Consider the following 20,894-nt stretch of genomic DNA (forward strand, 5'->3'; position numbering starts at 1 on the left):
CTCCAACAGTGAAGGGCGTTGCCCCTCAAGCCGCCAATGTCAGAATAATCGGCCCGTTGCGGGTCGCAATGACAGTGTGTTCATACTGCACCGTCGGAGCCTTGGGATCGCCATAGAGCGTCCAGGCGTCATCGCCGCCCTCCGCCCATGTGGCGCCGAGAGAGAGGAACGGCTCGACGGTAAAGACGAGGCCTTCGGTCATCATGCGCCGTTCGGACGGGTCAGGCCAGGTTGAAAGCTCGGCCGGCTCCTCGTGCAGCGAACGGCCGACGCCGTGGCTCGCGAGATTGCTGACGAGCGTATAGCGGTTCTTCTGGGCAAAGGCGCCGACGGCGTTGCCGATCTTGGCCAGCGGCTCGCCGGCCTTCACCTGGTTGAGACCGACCCAGAGCGCCCGCTTGCCGTCCCGGCAGAGCTTCTCGATCCGGGATTTGACTGGCGGCACGGCGAAGGAAGCGCCGGTATCGGCAAAGAAGCCGTCCTTTTCCGCCGAAACGTCGATATTGACGAGATCGCCGGGGCGGATGACGCGCGGGCCGGGAATGCCATGGGCAATTTCCTCGTTGACACTGATGCAGGTGGCGCCGGGAAACTGGTAGCAGAATTCCGGTGCTGAGCGCGCGCCTGCATCTTCCAGGACCTTGCGGCCGATCTGGTCGAGTTCTAGCGTCGTCATGCCGGGCTCCATGGCCGCCGCCATCACCTGCATGGCATTGGCGCAGATGCGTCCGATATCCTTGAGTTTGGTAAGTTCCTCGTCGTTCTCGACAACCATAGACCCGTTCCGGCTTCACCCGAGAGCGACAGGCTCTTCGTCAAGCGGTGGCTTTCGCGCCTTCGGAAGCCTCAGTCAATGCCTTTCTGACGATCGGCGCCACTTTTGTCCCGTAGAGCTCGATGCCGCGCATGACCTGATCATGCGGCATCAGGCCGATTGCCATCTGCAGCAGGAAGCGATCGTTGCGGAAAACCTTGTGGGCGGCAACGATCTTCTCAGCCACGAGTTCCGGATCGCCGAGGAAGAGATTGCCGGTCGGGCCGCGGGAGATGTCGAAATGCGCTCGGCTCGTCGGCCCCCAGCCGCGCTCGCGGCCGATACGGTTCATCACTTCGGCCTGCGGGCCGTAAAACTGATCCGCGGCGACATCCGTCGTATCGGCAATGAAACCGTGCACGTTGATGCTGGTCTTCAGCTTCGCCGCATCCTGCCCTGCCCGGCGGGCAGCTTCCCGATAGAGATCCAACAGTGGCGCAAAGCGGGGATATTCGCCGCCGATGATGGCAAGCGCCACCGGCAAGCCGAGCGCACCGGCGCGCGCCACGGACTGCGGCGTGCCGCCGACCGCGATCCACAAAGGCAGCGGATCCTGCAACGGCCGGGGATAGACGCCGCGCCCGTTGATCGGTGCGCGCAGTTCGCCCTGCCAGTTGATCATCTCGCCATCGCGCAGAGCCAAAAGAAGATCGAGCTTCTCTTCGAAGAGCTGGTCGTAATCTTCGAGATTGTAGCCGAAGAGCGGGAAGGATTCGATGAAGGAGCCGCGCCCCGCCATGATTTCGGCACGGCCGTTGGAGATCAGGTCGAGCGTCGCAAACTGCTGGAACACCCGCACCGGATCGTCGGAGGAGAGAACCGTAACGGCGCTGCTGAGGCGAATGTTCTTCGTCTTCGCCGCAGCGGCGGCGAGTGCTACCACCGGCGCCGAAGCCACATAGTCAGGCCGATGATGTTCGCCAAGCCCGAAGACATCGAGGCCAACCTGATCGGCAAGCTCGATTTCCTCGATCAGATGCTTGATCCGCTCGGCCCCCTCCACTCCCTTGCTGCGGGACGGGTTGGGGTTGACGTCTGCGAATGTATAAAGGCCCAGTTCCATGGTCGGCATCCTGTTTAACTTGCCCCTGAGATAAGGACCGGCAAGCTTCGGAGCAAACGGAAATTCTGGAACGGATCGTTCGATAAAGTTGATGGCCGCGTCAGGCCGGCGACTCCTAGGGATTGATGATCTCGATGCCTATTCATTGAGAATTGCAAGACGCGGTATCCCATGGACACACGGCCTATTTTATCACCGACCGCCCCGCCTCTTCCTGCATCTTGTCGATCTGCCGGCGGATATGGGCCGCTTCCGCAGCCGAATGGGCAAGGGCGATGGCGCGATCGAAGGCGATCCGTGCCTGACCGATGCGGCCGAGTTGCTTCAAGAGATTGCCGTGCAGGCCGTGATAATAGAAGTAACCGTCGAGCTTTTCGCCGAGCGGCTCCATGAGGTCGAGCGCCGCCTGCGGGCCATGAAGTTTGGAAATCACGACAGCGCGGTTCAGCGTCACGACAGGTGAAGGCTGGACGCGTTCGAGCGCACGGTAGAGCAGATCGATTTCCACCCAATCGGTATCCGCGGCGCGTTTTGCACGGGAATGGACGGCCGCAATTGCCGCCTGGAGCTGATAGGGGCCGGGCTTGCGATGACGCAGCGCCTTGTCGAGCAGCGCCAGCGCTTCGTTGATCAAAGGCTGGTTCCAGAGCGAACGGTCCTGATCCTCGAGCAGCACGATCTCATCTTCGGCGCTGAAGCGAGCCTGCCGGCGGGAAATCTGCAAGAGCATCAGGGAAAGCAGCCCCATGAGTTCCGGTTCGGCGGGGAAGATATGCAGCATCAGCCGCGCCAGCCGGATCGCCTCGTCGCTGAAAGCCGCTGCCTCTTGTTCCGGATCCGCCTGGCTGTAGCCCTCGTTGAAGATCAGATAGATCATCGTACTGACGATGATCAGCCGCTCGGCCCTCTCCTGCGGGCTCGGCGTCTCGAACGGCACGCCAGCCTTTGCCACCCGCGCCTTGGCCCGCGTGATGCGCTGCTCCATGGCGCTTTCGGAGACGAGGAAGGCGCGGGCGATCTGCGTCACCGACAGGCCGGAGACGATACGGAGCGCCAGTGCGATCTGCTGGGTGGCCGGCAGGTCCGGATGGCAGCAGATGAACAGCAGCCGCAGGATATCGTCGCGATAATGGGAATCATCCAGCCGATCGGCAATGTCGCTTTCGGCATCCTCCTTATCGGAAATCTGGTCCTCATCCGGCAGGGCCTGGATCTTCGCCCGCTTGCGCACCGCATCGATGCCGCTGTTGCGGCCGACGAAGATCAGCCAGGCGGTCGGATCGCGCGGCGGCCCCTTCTCCGGCCATGTCCGGATCGCCCTCAGGCACGCCTCCTGAAACGCTTCTTCCGCCGTATCGAGATTACGAAAGTAGCGCAACAGCGCGCCGAGCGCCTTCGGCCGGGCCGAGGCAAGCGCGAGGTCGATCCAGGCGATGTCTGTCATGATGCGATCTCTCCCGGCCTGAAGGTGTAGAACGGCCGAATTTCGTAAGAGGTGGAACCCGGATTGACCGCCGAAAGCTGTTTCGAGAAGGCGACCGCCTCATCCAGCGTTTCGAAATCAACCGTATAGAAGCCGAGAAGCGCCTCTTTCGTTTCCGCAAACGGGCCATCGACAACGAAGGCCTCGTCCCTGCCCTTGCGCACGGTCGTTGCCGCCGTCGTCGGCATCAGCCGGCCGGTCGGACCGAGCTTGCCGGCTGCGGCAAGCGGCTCGATCACGGCATGGAGATTTCCCATGACGGCTGCCTCTTCCTCCTGGGTCCAGGTGAAGACGGTTTCCTCATTGGCGTAGCAAAGGATTGCATAAAGCATCGGTAGCTCCTCTTTCCGAATGACGAATGAGTAACCGTTTGACCGACAGGCCGCATCAAAAAATTGTAGATGGGAAAACTGATAGATCCGATGGAAGCATTCGATTAACTCGGCACACCGGCGCGGCCATTACCGCCATCGAGTTGTTCGATTTGGCGGCCCCGAAAGCTATCGGTGCTTTCCATCACGACGACAACCTCTTGACGAGGATACAGGTCACAGCTGCGCCCCGGTAAGCTTAAAGCCTACCCTTCGCTCAGCGTCCGCTTCACCGCATTCTTCCAGCCACGAAGCTTCGCGGCACGTGTCTTTTCGTCCATCGAGGGTTCGAAGCACCGGTCACGCTTCCAGGCCGTCGAAAACTTCTCTTTATCCGGCCACACCCCGGCCCTGCTGCCGGCAAGCCAGGCAGCACCGAGCGCCGTCGTTTCCAGGATGACGGGACGATCGACGGGAGCCTCCAGCAGATCGGCAAGGCGCTGCATCGTCCAGTCCGAAGCGACCATACCGCCGTCGACGCGCAGCACCGTATCCTCAGTTCCGTTCTTCCAGTCCTTCTGCATCGCTTCCAAGAGGTCGCGCGTCTGGTAGCAGACGGCCTCCAGCGCCGCGCGGGAAAGCTCCGCCGGCCCGCTGTTGCGGGTCAGGCCATAGATCGCGCCGCGTGCCTTGGCATCCCAATGCGGGGCGCCGAGACCGGTAAAGGCCGGCACGAGATAGACGTCCTGTGTCGGATCGGCCTTCTCCGCGAGATCATTCGTATCGGACGCCCTGTCGATGATGCCGAGGCCATCGCGCAGCCACTGAACCGCCGCCCCGGCAATGAAGATCGAGCCCTCCAGCGCATAGGTCGTCGCACCATCAAGGCGATAGGCGATGGTCGTCAGCAGCCGGTTCTTCGATCGCACCATATCGCTACCTGTGTTGAGAAGCGCGAAGCAACCGGTGCCATAGGTCGATTTCAGCATGCCCGGCTCGAAGCAGGCCTGGCCGATCGTCGCCGCCTGCTGGTCGCCGGCAACACCGAGGATCGGGATGGCTGCACCAAACAGCTCCGGATCGACGGTGCCGAAATCATCGGCGCAATCCTTCACCTCGGGCAGCATGGCGGCCGGCACACGCAGGATATCGAGCAGATCCTCGTCCCACTCATTGGTCGCGATATTGAACATCAGCGTGCGCGATGCATTGGTCGCATCGGTGACAAAACTCTTGCCACCGGTCAGCCGCCAGATAAGGAAGGTATCGATCGTGCCGAAGCAGAGGTCGCCGCGCGCGGCCCTTGCGCGCGCACCCTTCACATTGGAGAGCATCCAGGAAAGCTTCGTTCCGGAGAAATAGGGATCGAGGATGAGGCCTGTCTTTTTCGTAAAGGTGCGCTCCAGATCCTGTCTCTTGAGATTGTCGCAGTAGCTTGCGGTGCGCCGGTCCTGCCAGACGATGGCATTCTGAATCGGCTTGCCGGTCTCGCGCTCCCAGACGACAGCGGTCTCGCGCTGGTTGGTGATGCCAAGTGCGGCAATGTCCTTTGCCGTAACCTTGGCTTCGCGCAGCGCCATGTGGATGGTGGAAACGACCGAATCCCAGATTTCCTCGGGATCGTGCTCCACCCAGCCGGAGCGCGGATAGAATTGCGTGAATTCCTTCTGGCCCATGCCGGCGATCTTCATGTCGCCGTCGAAGACGATCGCCCGTGTCGAGGTCGTTCCCTGATCGACCGCCAGAACATATCCGCCCATGCGATTCCTCCCGCTGCATGCAGTTGTCGTGGCAAATCAATAGGGCAGGTCCGCCTGGCTTGGAAGGGCGTAAGTGGCAGCGGCGCCCCACTTCCCGATTGCCAGCCCGACGCCTTTGGGCATAACCTCGCCCTACGCTGCAATGCAGCATCTCATAGCCAGGGAGGAAGAAGCATGAGCAGATCAGTCGTCGTCACCGGATCCACCAGCGGCATCGGGCTTGCGATTGCCACTACCTTTGCCGCCAGGGGCGACAACGTCGTCATCAACGGTTTCGGAAAAGAAGACGAAATCAAAGCGATAGTCGAGCACCTTGAATCATCCTCGAAAGCCAAGGCCCTTTATCACGCGGCCGATATGACGAAGCCGTCAGAGATTGCCGATCTGATCGATACTGCCGCCAGGACCTTCGGGACGGTCGATGTGCTCGTCAACAATGCCGGCATCCAGCATGTCGAAAAGATCGAGGATTTTCCGATCGAAAAATGGGACCAGATCATTGCCATCAATCTGTCCAGCTCCTTCCATACGATGCGGGCTGCGATCCCGCTGATGAAGGCGAAAAAGTCCGGCCGCATCATCAATATCGCCTCGGCACACGGCCTGGTCGCGTCGCCCTTCAAATCTGCCTATGTCGCGGCAAAGCATGGTATATTAGGTCTGACGAAAACGGCAGCGCTCGAGCTTGCCGAATTCGGCGTGACGGTGAACGCCATCTGCCCCGGCTATGTGCTGACCCCGCTGGTCGAAAAGCAGATCCCCGACACCGCCAAGGCGCGCGGCATGACGGAGGAGCAGGTCAAGACCGAGGTCATCCTGAAAGCTCAGCCGACGCACGAATTCGTCAAGGCTGAGGAGATCGGCGCGCTGGCGCTCTACCTCGCGAGCGACGAAGCCCGGCAGATTACCGGCACGCATATCTCGATTGACGGAGGCTGGACGGCGGCATAACCATTTTAGAAAACAACCGGGAATACCATGAACGACAGCATCCGCTTCATCCTGAATGGCGAGGACGTTACCTTGGGCAACGTCCGGCCGACGGAGACTCTTCTCGATTTTCTCCGGCTGAAGCGGCGGCTGACGGGCACCAAGGAAGGCTGCGCCGAAGGCGATTGCGGTGCCTGCACGGTGCTGGTCGGCCGGCTGATCGACGGCAAACTCTTCTATGAATCCGTCAACGCCTGCATCCGCTTCATCGGCTCCCTGCACGCGACCCATGTGGTGACGATCGAGCATCTGGCGGCGAAAGACGGCGCACTGCATCCGGTGCAGCAGGCCATGGTCGACTGCCACGGTTCGCAATGCGGCTTCTGCACGCCCGGCTTTGTCATGTCCCTCTACGGCCTCTGGCTCTCCAACGAGAAGCCGGATCGTGCCGAGATCGAACAGGCACTGCAGGGCAATCTCTGTCGCTGCACAGGCTATGAGCCGATCGTCAAGGCTGCCGAACAGGTGAGCCTGCAGCGCCCGAGCACGCTCTTCGATCCACTTCAAAAGACACGCGCCGAAATCATCTCTCGCCTCTGGGCCATGCAGGCATCCGATACGATCTCGATTGCATCAGAAGAAGGCCGCCTCATCGTGCCGCGCTCCGTCGATGCACTTGCGCGGGTGCTGGCGACCGAGCCGACGGCAACCGTGATTGCCGGCTCCACCGATGTCGGCCTCTGGGTCACCAAGCAGATGCAGCACCTGAACCCAGTGGTCTTCATCACTCATCTGACAGAGCTTCAGACGATCACTGCAGGTGAATATGGCATCGCGATCGGCGCTGGCGTCACCTACACCCGAGCGTTTGACACCATCGCCCGGAAGATACCCGCATTTGCCCGCCTTATTACCCGCATCGGCGGTGAGCAGGTGCGCAACATGGGCACGATCGGCGGCAACATCGCCAACGGCTCGCCGATCGGTGATAGCCCGCCGCCGCTGATTGCGCTCGGGGCGCAACTGACGCTGCGCTCGGCCGAAGGCGCCCGCACGATACCGCTCGAGGATTATTTCGTCGCCTATGGCAAACAGGACCGGAAGCCGGGCGAATTCGTCGAAAGCGTCTTCGTGCCCTATCCCGTCGCAGACGCCAAATTCGCCGTCTACAAGATCAGCAAGCGCCGCGACGAGGATATCACCGCCGTGCTCGGCGCCTTCTATCTCCTGCTTGACGAGGCCGAGCGTGTCACTGAGATCCGCATCGCCTTCGGCGGCATGGCGGCGATACCAAAGCGTGCCCGCAGCGTCGAGGCCGAGTTGATCGGCAAAATCTGGAATGAAGCGACAATCGAGGCGGCCCGCCCCGCTTTCGACGCCGATTTCCAACCGCTGACGGACTGGCGCGCGAGCGCTGACTATCGCCAGCTTGCGGCCAAGAACCTGCTGACGCGCTTCTATCTCGAAACGGTCGGTGCGCCTGCCGAACTCAAGCGGTTCGAGGAGGTGGCGTGATGAAGATGGTATATGTCGGCACGAGCCGCCCCCTCATCCGCCCTTCGGGCACCTTCTCCCCGCTAGGGAGAAGGGGGAAACGAGACGGCGCGGCATCCCCTTCTCCCCAGCGGGGAGAAGGTGGCGGCAGCCGGATGAGGGGGCCGCACGGAACGACATCTCCTCGCGAAGGAGCCATCTGATGGACAAGTCCGCCTTCGAGGATCGCAAGCTCATTAACGGCCAAATGCACGTGTCCTTGCGCCATGATTCAGCGCATAAGCATGTCACCGGAAGTGCCGATTATATCGACGATATTCCAGAACCCGCCGATCTCCTGCACGGCGCACTCGGCCTGTCCGACCGCGCCCATGCCGAGATCATCTCGATGGACTTGTCGGAAGTCGCGACTTATCCCGGTGTTGTCTGGGTCTTCACGGGCAAGGACATTCCCGGCGTCAACGACACCAGCTCGAACGGCAGCCATGACGAACCGTTGCTTGCCGAAACAAAGGTCGAATTCCACGGGCAGCCGATCTTTGCCGTGATCGCCGAAACCCGCGAAGTTGCCCGCCGTGCGGCCCGCAAGGCGAAGATCGAATATCGCGATCTGCCGCACTGGAGCGATATCGACGGCGCGATTGCAAATGGCAGCCCGCTCGTCGTCTCCCCGATGACGCTGCAGCGCGGTGAAGCGAAAACCGAAATGGCTAATGCCCCGCGCCGGCTGAAGGGCCAGATGCGCATCGGCGGACAGGAGCATTTCTACCTTGAAGGCCACATCGCCATGGCGATCCCCGGCGAGGACGACGAGGTCTCCGTCTGGTCTTCAACCCAGCATCCGAGTGAAATCCAGCATATCGTCGGCCATGCGCTGAATATTCCTTCGAACGCCGTCACGGTGAATGTGCGCCGCATGGGCGGCGGCTTTGGCGGCAAGGAAACGCAGGGCAATCAATTCGCAGCGCTTGCCGCAGTTGCGGCCAAGAAGCTGAAGCGCGCCATCAAGTTCCGTCCGGATCGCGACGAGGATATGAGCGCCACCGGCAAGCGCCACGACTTCCGCGTCGATTATGAACTCGGCTTCGACGACGAAGGCCGCATCCATGCCGTCGACGCCACTTATTCGGCGCGCTGCGGCTTCTCGTCGGACCTGTCAGGCCCGGTGACCGACCGTGCGCTCTTCCACGCCGATTCCAGCTATTTCTATCCGCATGTGCATTTGACCTCGCAGCCGCTGAAGACGCATACCGTCTCCAACACCGCCTTCCGCGGTTTCGGCGGCCCACAGGGCATGCTCGGCGCCGAACGCTTCATCGAGGAGATCGCCTATGCCGTCGGCAAGGATCCGCTCGATATTCGCAAGCTGAATTTCTACGGCCTGCCGGGGTCAGGGCGCACGACGACGCCCTATCATCAGGAGGTCGAGGACAATATCATCGCCCGCGTCGTCGAGGAGCTTGAAGATAGTGCCGACTATCGCGCCCGGCGCAATTCCATCGTCGCCTTCAACCGCGACAACCGCTATATCCGCAAGGGCATTGCGCTCACACCGGTGAAATTCGGCATCTCCTTCACCATGACCGCCTTCAACCAGGCCGGCGCCTTGGTCCATATCTATCAGGACGGCTCGATCCACCTGAACCATGGCGGCACCGAAATGGGCCAGGGCCTCTATACCAAGGTGGCGCAGGTTCTGGCCGACAGTTTCCAGGTCGATATCGACCGCGTGAAGATCACGGCAACGACGACGGGCAAGGTGCCGAACACTTCGGCCACCGCCGCCTCGTCGGGCTCTGACCTGAACGGCATGGCCGCATACGATGCGGCACGCCAGTTGAAAGAGCGCCTCGTCGCCTTCGCCGCAGAGAAGTGGGATGTTCCGGCCTCCGAAGTCATCTTCCTGCCGAACCGGGTGCGGATCCGCGAGATCGAAATCCCCTTCCCCGATTTCATCAAGCAGGCCTATTTCGCCCGCGTACAGCTTTCCGCCGCCGGCTTCTACAAGACGCCCAAGATCCACTGGGACCGCAAGGCCGGCCGCGGCACGCCCTTCTACTATTTCGCCTATGGCGCCGCCTGCACGGAAGTGTCGATCGATACCCTGACCGGCGAATATCTCATCGACCGCACCGACATCCTCCACGATGTCGGCCGTTCGCTGAACCCGGCAATCGATATCGGCCAGGTCGAAGGCGCTTTCGTCCAGGGCATGGGCTGGCTAACCACCGAGGAACTGTGGTGGGATGACGAGGGTCGCTTGCGCACGCACGCACCCTCCACCTATAAGATCCCGCTCGCCTCCGACCGGCCGAAGATCTTCAACGTGCGCCTCGCCGAATGGTCCGAGAATGCGGAAGCCACGATCGGCCGTTCCAAGGCCGTCGGCGAACCGCCCTTCATGCTGGCCATATCGGTGCTGGAAGCACTCTCCATGGCCATTGCCAGTGTGGCGAACTACCGCGTCTGCCCTCGTCTCGATGCGCCCGCAACGCCTGAACGCGTGCTGATGGCGATCGAGAGGATGAAGAGGGTGTAACCATGACACGGCGCGAAATCCTTCCCGGTTTTGTGTCCGGCAGCGATTTCCGCGCCTTTCTGGCCCTCCAGCCCGAAGCGATCCTGATCGAAATATCAGGCACCCAGGGCTCGACACCGCGCGAGACAGGCACCTTCATGCTGGTTTCGGCGGCAAGCCTCTGGGGCACAATCGGCGGCGGCCAATTCGAATTCATCGCCATCGGCAATGCCCGCGAATTGATCGCCGGCACCGGCGGCAGAGATGTGATGGACATTCCGCTGGGGCCGGAAATCGGCCAGTGCTGCGGCGGCCGCACGCAACTGCGCTTCCGGCCTGTGACAGATGCAGTCAGGGATGAACTGGAGAGAAGGCAGGAGAGTGAAGCCGGACGCCGGCCGGAAGTCTATGTCTTCGGAGCAGGCCATGTCGGCCGTGCGCTCGCCGCGGCACTCGCGCCTTTGCCCCTCTCCGTCACCGTCATCGAGACACGGCAGGGCGAGCTTGCCAATCTCCCGGTTTCGACGAAATGCCGCCTCGTACCGATGCCGGAGGCGTTGGTGAAGGAGATGTCCGCAGGCGCGGCGCTCGTCATCCTCACGCACGATCATGCGCTGGATTTCCTGATCGCCCGCGAAGCGCTCGTTCGCACCGACCTTGCCTATATCGGCATGATCGGCTCGGCTACCAAACGGGCGACATTTGCAAGCTGGCTTTCACGCGAGGCAGGCGGCGAGCGCTCCTGGCTGGAGCGCCTCACCTTGCCGATCGGCGGATCGGCTGTGAAGGACAAGCGCCCCGAAGTGATCGCCGCGATGACCGCAGCCGAAATCCTGACCGCACTGGCGGCTTACCGCGACCGATCATCCTCATAACGCGGATCCCGTCCGTCCAGGAAACCGAGATCTCGCTTGATGCGATCGGGCGTGACCTCAATATCCAGCCGCGGCACCCGGCTGCCGATCCCACGGGCCAGCCGGCGAATAACGGTGGTGATCAATGCCTCTCTTGCGGGAGAATGGTTCGCTTCGATAGCTTGGCAATCCATGATATCACCTTGATGGTTTGATGAGACGATTGCAGTTTGCCGGGAAAAATGCTGCAATTCCAATCGAACAACCGTCTGCATCCATAAAGAGAACTTATCCATGAAACTGTCGAAGCAGTTCCCGCTGAATGCGCTTCGCGTGTTCGAAGCCGTGGCCCGGCTCGGCAGTTTCACCAGGGCCGGCCACGAGCTCGGCATGACGCAGACGGCCGTCAGCTACCAGATCAAGCTTCTGGAGGAGAATATCGGCGCGCCGCTCTTCCTGCGCATGCCGCGTCAGATTGAGCTGACGGAAGCGGGCGAACATCTCGCGCCCAGGGTCTCGGAGGCCTTCGCCATCCTCGTCGAAGCCATGGCTTCGATGCGCAAGACAACAGAAGAAACCCTGACGATTCATTCGACGGCGACTTTTGCCCAGCAATGGCTCTCGCGCTATCTGGGCTCGTTCCAGCTAGAATTTCCTCATATTGCCGTGAGGCTCGTTACCTCGGGCCATATCGTGGACTTCCAGAAAGAGGCCGCCGATGTCGCCATCCGCTGGGGCCGCGGCGATTGGCCAGGCCTCATCAGTCATCGCATCATGAAACTCGACTTCGCCCCCATGCTGAGCCCGAAGCTCGCAGCCGAGATCGGCGGCGTCCACGAGCCGGAAGATCTTTTGAAACTAGCCCTGATCAGCGCCGGCGATCCTTGGTGGGCGCAATGGTTTGCTGCCGCTGGCGTCAAGGACCCCGATCTCTCCCGCTATCCGAAAAGCGAATTCGGCACCCAGATCCTCGATGCCAGCATCGCCATCGCGGGTGGCGGTGTCGCCATGCTCAATCCCGGCCACTTCCAGGACGATGTCGCCGCCGGCAGGCTTTACCAGCCCTTCGAACTGACGGGCAGCGACGGCCGCGATTACTGGCTTGCCTATCCCGAAAACAGGCGGAACGTGCCGAAAATCAGAAATTTCCGGAAATGGCTGCTGGAGAAATTCGATGTGCAGCAGGCCTGATCGTGCCGTGAAAATGGAAGAGAGTGCGTGTGGCTCAGTAACCCATGTCCGGTGCATAAAAACATCGCGGCGTATCCTCGTTCGGGAAGAGGCAGATGTGATAATCGCTGTCGCCCGAATGCATTGCCTTGGTCATCGGCAGCAGAAAGACGTGATAGCGTGTCACAAGCCGGTGATCGCCAGGCTTCAGCGTCACGCGATAGCCATCCGGGGTAATGGCAACGGTCTTGGACGGGATCATCTGGCAATCGCCGTTATGAGCATCTCCGTTGCAACAGTAGGGGTCGTAACTCCATCCTGTGGGTGCGTCGTGGGCTGTCGCGAACGACGCATAAGCAATCATCACACATGTCAGAATGCTGCGCATGGGCATCTTCTCCGTTGATGAATGCGCCGCGGTTTCGTGCGGTTTCCACCTCATTCCGGCGGCTTGTGTTTTAAAACTGTAATCCCATCTTCACATTTCAGGAAATCGTTTGCTCCACATCGGAGCATACGCGGCGGATAAGATGTCGCAGAAATTAGTGGTTTTTTAAGGCATGCGAACGCGACGCCGGCCCCGCAGCGCTGCACACGGCCGGCTCGCCACCTCAAACTGCGATGAACAGATATTCAAATGGAAGAGCAGCGATAGACCCGGAGCCGGGTTGAAACCGGAAACCGGACTGTCGGATGGAGGCGGAGGACTGCCCGCTCTTAGTGCTTCTTCTGCTGCTCGGAGGCCGCGACGCGGTTCAGCATCGCGACCATTTTCGTCTTGATCGAACCATAGGTGCCGAGCTCGAAATTGCAGCTGAAGCAGGTGATGATGTCGCTGTCGATCGGCTGCGGGCGCGGAAACTTCATGCGCGTGTTGCGGCACTTCGGGCAAGGGACTTCGATCTGCATGTTTCAGCGGCTCCTTAATAGCATGGTTGCCGATGCCTTAGCACAAATGCCGCACCCGGCAAGCTCTTCCTGCAATCTCCACTGCGGCAAGAAACCCCACGTGCCCCCTTTCCTCACGCCGGAATTTCTCGCAATCTCACGAGTCGGAAGAAGAACAGGGGAACTGAATGTATGAATATGCAATAGCCTGGGAGTGGCTGGCCTTTGCGGCGCGCTGGTTCCACGTCGTTACCGCGATCGCCTGGATCGGGTCGTCCTTCTATTTCATCGCGCTCGACCTCGGCCTGGTGAAGCGCCCGCATCTGCCCGTTGGTGTTCACGGCGAGGAATGGCAGGTCCACGGCGGCGGCTTCTACCACATCCAGAAATACCTGGTGGCGCCAGCCGAGATGCCGGAACACCTGACCTGGTTCAAGTATGAGAGCTATTTCACCTGGCTCTCGGGCTTCCTGATGCTCTGCATCGTCTATTACGGCGGCGCCGATCTCTTTCTTATCGACCGCCATGTGCTGGATATTTCCAAACCGGTGGCAATCCTGATCTCGCTCGCTTCTCTTGGCTTTGGCTGGATCGTCTACGACCTGCTCTGCAAGTCGCCGCTCGGCAAAAACACCTGGGGCCTGATGGCGGTCCTCTATGTCGTGCTGGTCTTCATGGCCTGGGGCTATACGCAGGTCTTCACCGGCCGCGCCGCCTTCCTGCATCTCGGCGCCTTCACCGCCACGATCATGTCGGCCAATGTCTTCATGATCATCATTCCCAACCAGAAGATCGTCGTCGCCGACCTGATCGCCGGTCGCACGCCGGATGCGAAATATGGCTATATGGCCAAGCAGCGCTCGCTCCATAACAACTACCTGACGCTGCCCGTCATCTTCTTCATGCTGTCGAACCACTATCCGCTGGCCTTCGGCACCGCCTTCAACTGGGTGATTGCGGCACTGGTCTTCCTGATGGGCGTCACGATCCGCCACTGGTTCAACACCACCCATGCTCGGAAAGGCAGGCCGACCTGGACCTGGATCGTCACCGTCGTGCTCTTCATCCTCATCATGTGGCTATCGACGGCACCGAAGATCCTGACCGGCGAGGATCAGAGCGCTTCCGTTGCCCCCGCCTTCCAGCAATTTGCCGGCGATCGACATTTTTCCGCCGTCAAACAGCTGATCGGCACACGCTGTTCCATGTGCCATGCGGCAGAGCCGGTCTATGAGGGTATCGCCCGGCCGCCGAAGGGCGTAATCTTGGAAAATGACGCAGAAATCGCTGCGCACGCCCGGGAAATCTATATACAGGCGGGCCGCAGCCATGCCATGCCGCCGGGGAATGTGACCGACATCACACCGGATGAGCGCAAGCTGCTCGTCGCCTGGTTCGAAAGCGCAGTCGAAGGCAAACAAGAATGACCATGACACTCCTGCGCGGGCGCCTACTCTCCTTCCGCCGCGCTCCGCTCAGCCTCGCCGATAGCGAGAGCTATTTCTACGAGACAGACGGTGGTCTGTTGATCGAGAACGGCATCATCGCAGCTGTCGGCACCTATACCGACGTCAAGGCCAGGGCACCTGCCGAGGTCGCCGAAATCGATCACCGCCCGCATCTGATCATGCCCGGCCTCATCGACATGCATCTGCATTTCCCGCAGATGCAGGTGATCGCTTCCTATGCCGCAAACCTTCTGGAATGGCTGAATACCTACACGTTCCCGGAGGAGTGTCGCTTCGTCGAAAGCGCCCATGCCGAGAAGATTGCCAAGCATTTCTACGACGAGTTGATCCGCCACGGCACGACGACGGCCGTCGCCTATTGCTCGGTTCACAAGACCTCGGCCGATGCCTATTTCGCGGAAGCCATGCGCCGCAACATGCGCATGGTCGGCGGCAAGGTGATGATGGACCGCAATGCGCCGCAAGGCCTGCTCGATACGCCTGAGATGGGCTACGACGAGACCCGGCAGGTGATCGCCGACTGGCACGGTAAGGGCCGCAACCATGTCGCCATCACGCCGCGCTTCGCGATCACTTCCACGCCGGCCCAGATGGAGGCAACGGCAGCCCTCGTCCGCGAATTCCCCGATCTGCACATTCAGACGCATCTGTCGGAAAACCACGACGAGATCAAATTCACCTGCCAACTCTATCCTGAGGCGGCCGACTACACCGATATCTACGCCCGCTATGGCCTGCTTGGGCCGAAAAGCCTCTTCGGCCATGCCATCCACCTTTCAGACCGCGAAGCCGATGCCATGAGCGAGAGCGGCGCAGTCGCCGTCCATTGCCCGACCTCGAACCTCTTCCTCGGTTCCGGCCTCTTCCCGCTGAAGGTGCTCGCCCGCCGCGAAAAGCCGGTGCGTATCGGTGTCGCCACCGATATCGGCGGGGGCTCCAGCTATTCCATGCTGCGGACGATGGACGAAGCCTACAAGATCCAGCAATTGCTCGGTGAGCGCCTGAACCCGCTCGACAGCTATTACCACATGACGCTCGGCAATGCCGAGGCGCTGTCACTCACCGACAGGATCGGCACGCTGGAACCAGGCACCGAGGCAGACCTCGTCGTTCTCAATGCCACCGCAACACCGGCCATGGCCCTGAAAATGGAGGTCGTAAAGACGCTTCCGGAGGAACTGTTTCTGCTGCAGACGATGGGTGACGACCGCGCCGTTGCGGAAACTTATGTGGCGGGCGTCGCGATGAAAGGCGGGCTTTAGCAGGGCAGTGGCCTCACGGCAAACTCCTCTGAAATCAAATACCAAAGGCTGAAGAAGCGTGGTATTCGACCACGTCATCAGATGTGAAAGTTTGCTCATGACCAAGCCGCTGACCATCGCCGATCTCAAGAATATGGCTCAGCGCCGCGTCCCGAAGATGTTCTTCGACTACGCGGATTCCGGCGCCTGGACGGAATCGACCTACGCCGCCAACGAAGCCGATTTCCGCGACATCAAGCTGCGCCAGCGCGTGCTGGTCGATATGAGCAACCGCACGCTCGAAACCACGATGATCGGCCAAAAGGTGTCGATGCCGGTGGCCCTTGCTCCAACAGGCATGACCGGCATGCAGCACGCCGATGGCGAGATGCTGGCGGCGCGCGCGGCGGAAGAATTCGGCGTGCCCTTCACGCTCTCGACCATGAGCATCTGCTCGATCGAAGATGTCGCCTCCGTCACGACGAAGCCCTTCTGGTTTCAGCTCTATGTCATGCGCGACCGAGGCTTCGTGCTCGATCTCATCAACCGCGCCAAGGCCGCCAAATGCTCTGCACTGGTGCTGACCGCCGACCTGCAGATTATCGGCCAGCGCCACAAGGACCTGCGCAACGGCCTCTCGGCACCTCCGAAACTCACGCCGAAGCATATCTGGCAGATGGCGACGCGCCCTTTCTGGTGCATGGAGATGATGAAGACGAAGCGCCGCAGCTTCGGCAACATCGTCGGCCACGCCAAAGGCCTCGCCGATCTTCCCTCGATCACGACTTTCGCGAATGAACAATTCGACCCGCAGCTATCGTGGAGAGATGTCGCTTGGATCAAGGAACAATGGGGCGGCCCGCTGATCATCAAGGGTATCCTCGATGTCGAGGACGCCAGGCACGCCGCCGAAACCGGCGCCGATGCCATCATCGTCTCCAATCACGGCGGCCGCCAGCTCGATGGCGCCCCTTCATCGATCAGCATGCTCCCCAGGATCGTCGATGCTGTCGCCGACCGCATCGAGGTGCATCTCGATGGCGGCATCCGTTCCGGGCAGGACGTGTTGAAAGCCGTAGCGCTCGGTGCCCGCGGCACCTATATCGGCCGGCCGTTCCTTTATGGACTTGGCGCCATGGGCAAGGACGGTGTCGCGCTGGCACTCGAGATCATCCGCAAGGAGATGGACATCACCATGGCATTGTGCGGCAAGCGCGATATCAAGGATGTCGACTCCTCGATCATCGCCGGACGGCAGTGAGGGGCAGAATGCTGCAGAAGACGCGGCAATGCCGACGATCAACGCGAAGTTCAAGGCCCAAGATCGAGGGCCGGCCAAGACGCGCCCGCTGAAACGAGCCCGTTTTGGCCCTCACTTTCAGCGATGTTTGCCGTGGTTTACTCCATCCTGAACCGGGCATGGCAGGTCGTGCAGGTCTGCAGCAAGAGGTGGAAGACATGTTCAGCCGGCATCGCCGAGAGCTCCCGCTCATTGCGGACTTGGGTGCCGAGCGGACCCCCGCCCATGGCCTCTCCAGGCTTCATGCGCATGCTGGCCGGCATCGGTCCGGGGTTTTTCTCCGCGGCTGCGTCCAGCGCGACAGCATAATCGCGCAGGTCATTCGCGATGCGGTCGAACCGGTCGCGCTCCTCGATGATGTTCGGCTTGGCCTTCGATTGCGGGCTGGCCGCCTCGGATGCGAAGTGTCCGGAGAGAACACTTCCCGATCTGTCGCGGATGGTGTCGGCGGCCCATCTGAACTCGGCGGCCTTGTAGCTCCCCGGATCCTTGAACATGCCGGAGATCGTCTTCGCCGCCGCGGCCATGGCTTTCATGTCCGCCTGCCGAAGGGCTAAGACATCCTCGGCCGCCGGCGACGGGATCGCCGTCAGCAGGACCGCTCCGACGACCGGGAGCAGTCCCCATCTCTTCACGTAAACCGTCTGTTTCATGAGCGCTTCGTCTGAATCCGTCGCCTGCCACTTGCGACGGATATCCATTCTCATCTGGGCAGGAAGAGGGCGGCGGATGCGCGCTCGGTCACGCTGCCATCTTGCGGCAGCTCTCTGCACAGCGGCGGCACACGTCGACGCAGCTCTGCATGTCGCCGATCCGTTCGCAGTCGTCGGCGCACTGGGCGCAGATTTCAGCGCATTCCCGGCAGACATGCTTATGGTGCTCCGAGCCGATCAGCATAAAATGCGCAGAGGTCCGGCAGATCTCCGCGCAGGCCATCATCAGCTTGAAGTGCGCAGGCTTCGTGTGCTCACCGCCCAGTTCCAGGCAATGGCCCATGGCCATCGACAGGCATTCGCCGTAGCAGGCCAGGCAGTTGTCGATGCAGGCCTTCATCTCAGTTGACATATGATGCATGGCGCAATCTCCTATTTGACTTCCTTGTCGACCCACTTGGACATCTCCTCGATCTCCTTTTTCTGGGCTTCGATGACCTTCTGGGCCATCTGCTTGGCCTCGTCGTTGTCGCCATACTTGAGTTCGACCTCCGACATGCTGATCGCTCCCATGTGGTGGGCGATCATGCCGCAGACGAAGGAGACGTCAGCGTCCTTCTTCATCATTCCCTGCATCATATTCATGCCCATGGTCTTCATGCCTTCCATCGACGCCTTCTGATAGTCGGTCATTTCGCCCATGTGCATGTCCGCCGAGGACATGTCCGTCTTCGCTATGTCCATGCCCTGGGACTTGCATTTCTCCGGATAGGCCATTGTCGACTGGGCGGAGGCGCCCGACGGGAGGATTACGAAGGAGGCCGCGGCGGCCGCCATGGACAGGGCAAGGTTGGTGAACGTCTTCATGTTTCGATCTCCGAAATCTGGTTGAGGGATGGTCGGTCTCAGTCTTGCGGAGATCGGGGCGGCGGATCGATCGCGCGGATCAGCAGCAGCGCCCGAGGGGCGGACGGTATGTCTTCATGCGGACCCGGCTCGAAACGCGGAGCCGCGAGCACCGCGGGTTCCGGAAGGATCGGACAGCAGTGCACTGTCGAGCAGCACGCAATCTGCTGCGCGCATGCTGCTTCGGCGGAGCGATGATGTTCCGCGGCGACAACACAGTGCCGACTTCGAGGGGCGGCCGGGTCGGCGGTCACAACGAGTGGATTCGCCATCACCAGTAGCGCGACTGCGACGATCTGAGCGTAGCGAAGTATTCGACCAAGTTTCATTCGGCTGGTTTTCCCTTCCGTCATAGAACCGAAGGGCAGTAGAAATGTTCCAAGGACCGATGATCTGGGCCGATCCCAGCCGAGGAGAAAGCGTTAACCGCCTTCGGCTAGTCTGCGTTTTTCACGTGGGAGGGATGGATGAAAGGCGGCTATTCGCTCGCCCAGATAGGACTTCACTGGCTGATCGCCCTCCTGGTGCCGCTGCAGTACCTGACGGGCGGCAGCATCGAAAGAACCCACCATGCCGTCCACATGGGCATGGAGCCGTCGTACTGGGACACAGTTCAGCACCACCTCCACAACTACGCTGGAATGGCGATCGGCCTGCTTATGGGCGTGCGTCTGGTTCTTCGTATCATGCAGCCGCCCCAGACAAGCGCGCCCGGCACGTGGACGGGGTGGGCAGCAACAGTGCTTCATCACGCCTTCTATGCTGCGATCATCGCGCAGGCCTGCATGGGATTCGTCGCCAGCTACTTCTGGTTCGGGATTGCGCCGTATCATGTCGCGGGGTCGAGGATCATCCTGGCGATGGTCGCACTGCACCTCGCCGCGGCTGCCTGGCACACGCTCATCGCCCGTGACGCGACAGTCGATCGCATGGTCTTCCCCCGCAGGAAGCCGTCAGCCCACGAACTGCAAAGTGGCCAGCGTTAGAACGACATAGCGGCCCGTCTTGGCGACGAACACGAGGATGGTGAACGGAAGCAGCGGCTCCCGGAGCACTCCAGCGACAACCGTGAGAGCGTCTCCAAAGACCGGCATCCAGGAAAGCAGCAGCGTCCACTTCCCGTATTTCCTGTACCAGCGGGACGAACGTTCCAGCGCCTCCTCCCCGACCGGAAACCATCGCCGATCCCGGAACCTTTCGAGGCCGCGGCCGAGGAACCAGTTGAGGATGCTTCCAAGCGTGTTTCCGACGCTGGCCACGGCGAGCAGAACCGGGACGGAGAACTTGCCTGTGAGAAGAAGGCCGACGAGCACGGGCTCCGACTGCATCGGCATTATCGTCGCCGCGCCAAGAGCGGCAGTGAAAAGGCCTGCATAGGACGCAAGATCGATCATCATCAAAAAAGAACAGCCCGTATTGACCTTGCCAGTGTTGGAAGCCCTAGCTTTGCACAACGTGATGTTCGCGCCACATAAAGGACTCGAACGTCGACGAGACATAGCTCCTAATTGAAATCGCGCGGCTTCGCATGTAGCTCGTTGGGAATGGACAGAATGTACCGAATCACAGTGAGCAGGCTGCTCGTGATGATGCGGCTGGTGATCATCGTATCACTGGCCGGGTACTCGCTGTCGAACGCCAACGCCGCGATGCACGGATCCTCGTTCCCCGATCTGAAAGCCGTCGTCTCGGACGTGACACCGTCCCATGAAGACCACGACATGGCTGAGGCGGCCGATTACGGCCACTCGCATGGGGATGTATCTGATGACGGCGATGATGCTTCGAAGCTCGTCAAGCAGGAATGCTGCAAGGACTTCTGCGGCGGATTGGGGATAATTTGTGAAGGCCCCGACGTCGGCGGACCCGTCGTGACCTCGATCCGGCAGTTCGCCGACGACCGTACGACCCTCGGCGAACTGCCGGATCTCCACCGTCCCCCGAATATCTGATTAGAGACGCACCCGCTTGACCGGGTCCAGTCGGTCGCCTGCCTTCATCCTGGCGGGCGCCTCCGTAGGCTATCTCTTTCTCGGAAAT

General features: G+C 60.9%; 22 protein-coding genes. 10 read left to right on the forward strand and 12 right to left on the reverse strand.

What is annotated here, in order from left to right; genetic code table 11:
- Positions 1–25: 25 nt before the first annotated feature.
- The 5 genes from map to glpK all read right to left on the reverse strand — a co-directional run bounded on the left by map (position 26) and on the right by glpK (position 5,431).
- On the reverse strand, positions 26–775 hold the full coding sequence (map, locus tag FHT78_RS05130) for a type I methionyl aminopeptidase (RefSeq protein ID WP_183741256.1): 750 nt from the start codon (positions 773–775) through the stop codon (positions 26–28).
- 40 nt (positions 776–815) lie between these two features.
- Positions 816–1,877: an LLM class flavin-dependent oxidoreductase gene (locus FHT78_RS05135; protein WP_183741258.1), complete on the reverse strand. Its 1,062-nt coding sequence runs from the start codon at positions 1,875–1,877 to the stop codon at positions 816–818.
- A gap of 184 nt (positions 1,878–2,061) precedes the next feature.
- Positions 2,062–3,321 carry an RNA polymerase sigma factor gene (locus tag FHT78_RS05140; RefSeq protein ID WP_183741260.1) on the reverse strand — a complete coding sequence of 420 codons (1,260 nt, stop codon included), beginning with the start codon at positions 3,319–3,321 and terminating at the stop codon, positions 2,062–2,064.
- Positions 3,318–3,692: a YciI family protein gene (locus FHT78_RS05145; protein WP_183741262.1), complete on the reverse strand. Its 375-nt coding sequence runs from the start codon at positions 3,690–3,692 to the stop codon at positions 3,318–3,320. Before FHT78_RS05145 ends, FHT78_RS05140 begins: the two co-directional genes overlap by 4 nt.
- 245 nt (positions 3,693–3,937) lie before the next feature.
- Positions 3,938–5,431, reverse strand: coding sequence for a glycerol kinase GlpK (gene glpK / locus FHT78_RS05150; RefSeq protein WP_183741264.1), 1,494 nt, complete (start codon positions 5,429–5,431; stop codon positions 3,938–3,940).
- A 174-nt stretch (positions 5,432–5,605) separates the two neighbouring features.
- On the opposite strand from glpK, the gene FHT78_RS05155 reads away from it, so the two are divergent.
- From FHT78_RS05155 to xdhC, 4 genes are all read left to right on the forward strand, one after another.
- On the forward strand, positions 5,606–6,382 hold the full coding sequence (locus FHT78_RS05155) for a 3-hydroxybutyrate dehydrogenase (RefSeq protein WP_183741266.1): 777 nt from the start codon (positions 5,606–5,608) through the stop codon (positions 6,380–6,382).
- A gap of 27 nt (positions 6,383–6,409) precedes the next feature.
- Positions 6,410–7,876, forward strand: a complete 1,467-nt coding sequence (gene xdhA, locus FHT78_RS05160) for a xanthine dehydrogenase small subunit (protein WP_183741268.1) — start codon at positions 6,410–6,412, stop codon at positions 7,874–7,876.
- A gap of 181 nt (positions 7,877–8,057) precedes the next feature.
- Complete coding sequence (xdhB, locus tag FHT78_RS05165; protein ID WP_183741270.1) at positions 8,058–10,394, forward strand: xanthine dehydrogenase molybdopterin binding subunit; 2,337 nt, start codon at positions 8,058–8,060, stop codon at positions 10,392–10,394.
- A gap of 2 nt (positions 10,395–10,396) precedes the next feature.
- Positions 10,397–11,248, forward strand: coding sequence for a xanthine dehydrogenase accessory protein XdhC (gene xdhC / locus FHT78_RS05170; protein WP_183741272.1), 852 nt, complete (start codon positions 10,397–10,399; stop codon positions 11,246–11,248).
- Here xdhC and FHT78_RS05175 read toward each other — a convergent pair.
- A complete protein-coding gene (locus FHT78_RS05175; RefSeq protein WP_183741852.1) occupies positions 11,224–11,421 on the reverse strand; it encodes a hypothetical protein in 198 nt (65 codons plus the stop codon). The genes xdhC and FHT78_RS05175 overlap by 25 nt on opposite strands.
- Positions 11,422–11,521: 100 nt before the next feature.
- Here FHT78_RS05175 and FHT78_RS05180 point away from each other — a divergent pair, with 100 nt between their 5' ends.
- Positions 11,522–12,418, forward strand: a complete 897-nt coding sequence (locus FHT78_RS05180; RefSeq protein WP_183741274.1) for a LysR substrate-binding domain-containing protein — start codon at positions 11,522–11,524, stop codon at positions 12,416–12,418.
- A 34-nt stretch (positions 12,419–12,452) separates the two neighbouring features.
- On the opposite strand, the gene FHT78_RS05185 is transcribed toward FHT78_RS05180, so the two are convergent.
- The gene (locus FHT78_RS05185) at positions 12,453–12,785 is read right to left on the reverse strand and encodes a hypothetical protein (RefSeq protein WP_183741276.1); all 333 of its coding nucleotides are present in this window, start codon (positions 12,783–12,785) and stop codon (positions 12,453–12,455) included.
- Positions 12,786–13,114: 329 nt separating this feature from the next.
- Positions 13,115–13,306, reverse strand: coding sequence for a hypothetical protein (locus FHT78_RS05190; RefSeq protein ID WP_183741278.1), 192 nt, complete (start codon positions 13,304–13,306; stop codon positions 13,115–13,117).
- 167 nt (positions 13,307–13,473) lie between these two features.
- Between FHT78_RS05190 and FHT78_RS05195 the strand changes: the two genes are divergently transcribed.
- The 3 genes from FHT78_RS05195 to FHT78_RS05205 all read left to right on the forward strand — a co-directional run bounded on the left by FHT78_RS05195 (position 13,474) and on the right by FHT78_RS05205 (position 17,256).
- A complete protein-coding gene (locus FHT78_RS05195; RefSeq protein ID WP_183741280.1) occupies positions 13,474–14,712 on the forward strand; it encodes a urate hydroxylase PuuD in 1,239 nt (412 codons plus the stop codon).
- Positions 14,709–16,016, forward strand: a complete 1,308-nt coding sequence (gene guaD, locus FHT78_RS05200; RefSeq protein WP_183741282.1) for a guanine deaminase — start codon at positions 14,709–14,711, stop codon at positions 16,014–16,016. Before FHT78_RS05195 ends, guaD begins: the two co-directional genes overlap by 4 nt.
- 97 nt (positions 16,017–16,113) lie before the next feature.
- Positions 16,114–17,256, forward strand: coding sequence for an alpha-hydroxy acid oxidase (locus FHT78_RS05205; RefSeq protein WP_183741284.1), 1,143 nt, complete (start codon positions 16,114–16,116; stop codon positions 17,254–17,256).
- 137 nt (positions 17,257–17,393) lie between these two features.
- On the opposite strand, the gene FHT78_RS05210 is transcribed toward FHT78_RS05205, so the two are convergent.
- From FHT78_RS05210 to FHT78_RS05220, 3 genes are all read right to left on the reverse strand, one after another.
- Positions 17,394–17,948 carry a cytochrome c gene (locus tag FHT78_RS05210; RefSeq protein WP_183741286.1) on the reverse strand — a complete coding sequence of 185 codons (555 nt, stop codon included), beginning with the start codon at positions 17,946–17,948 and terminating at the stop codon, positions 17,394–17,396.
- Positions 17,949–18,036: 88 nt separating this feature from the next.
- Positions 18,037–18,369: a four-helix bundle copper-binding protein gene (locus FHT78_RS05215; RefSeq protein ID WP_183741288.1), complete on the reverse strand. Its 333-nt coding sequence runs from the start codon at positions 18,367–18,369 to the stop codon at positions 18,037–18,039.
- An 11-nt stretch (positions 18,370–18,380) separates the two neighbouring features.
- Positions 18,381–18,815, reverse strand: a complete 435-nt coding sequence (locus tag FHT78_RS05220; RefSeq protein ID WP_183741290.1) for a DUF305 domain-containing protein — start codon at positions 18,813–18,815, stop codon at positions 18,381–18,383.
- 506 nt (positions 18,816–19,321) lie between these two features.
- On the opposite strand from FHT78_RS05220, the gene FHT78_RS05225 reads away from it, so the two are divergent.
- A complete protein-coding gene (locus FHT78_RS05225) occupies positions 19,322–19,840 on the forward strand; it encodes a cytochrome b/b6 domain-containing protein (RefSeq protein ID WP_183741292.1) in 519 nt (172 codons plus the stop codon).
- On the opposite strand, the gene FHT78_RS05230 is transcribed toward FHT78_RS05225, so the two are convergent.
- The gene (locus FHT78_RS05230; RefSeq protein WP_183741854.1) at positions 19,808–20,248 is read right to left on the reverse strand and encodes a YqaA family protein; all 441 of its coding nucleotides are present in this window, start codon (positions 20,246–20,248) and stop codon (positions 19,808–19,810) included. The two genes, FHT78_RS05225 and FHT78_RS05230, sit on opposite strands and share 33 nt — an antisense overlap.
- A gap of 159 nt (positions 20,249–20,407) precedes the next feature.
- On the opposite strand from FHT78_RS05230, the gene FHT78_RS05235 reads away from it, so the two are divergent.
- Positions 20,408–20,806 (forward strand): hypothetical protein, encoded by a 399-nt coding sequence (locus FHT78_RS05235; protein WP_246715086.1) that lies wholly within the window; start codon positions 20,408–20,410, stop codon positions 20,804–20,806.
- Positions 20,807–20,894: the final 88 nt, after the last annotated feature.

The organism is Rhizobium sp. BK196, from assembly GCF_014193255.1.
Taxonomy (GTDB): Bacteria; Pseudomonadota; Alphaproteobacteria; order Rhizobiales; family Rhizobiaceae; genus Rhizobium.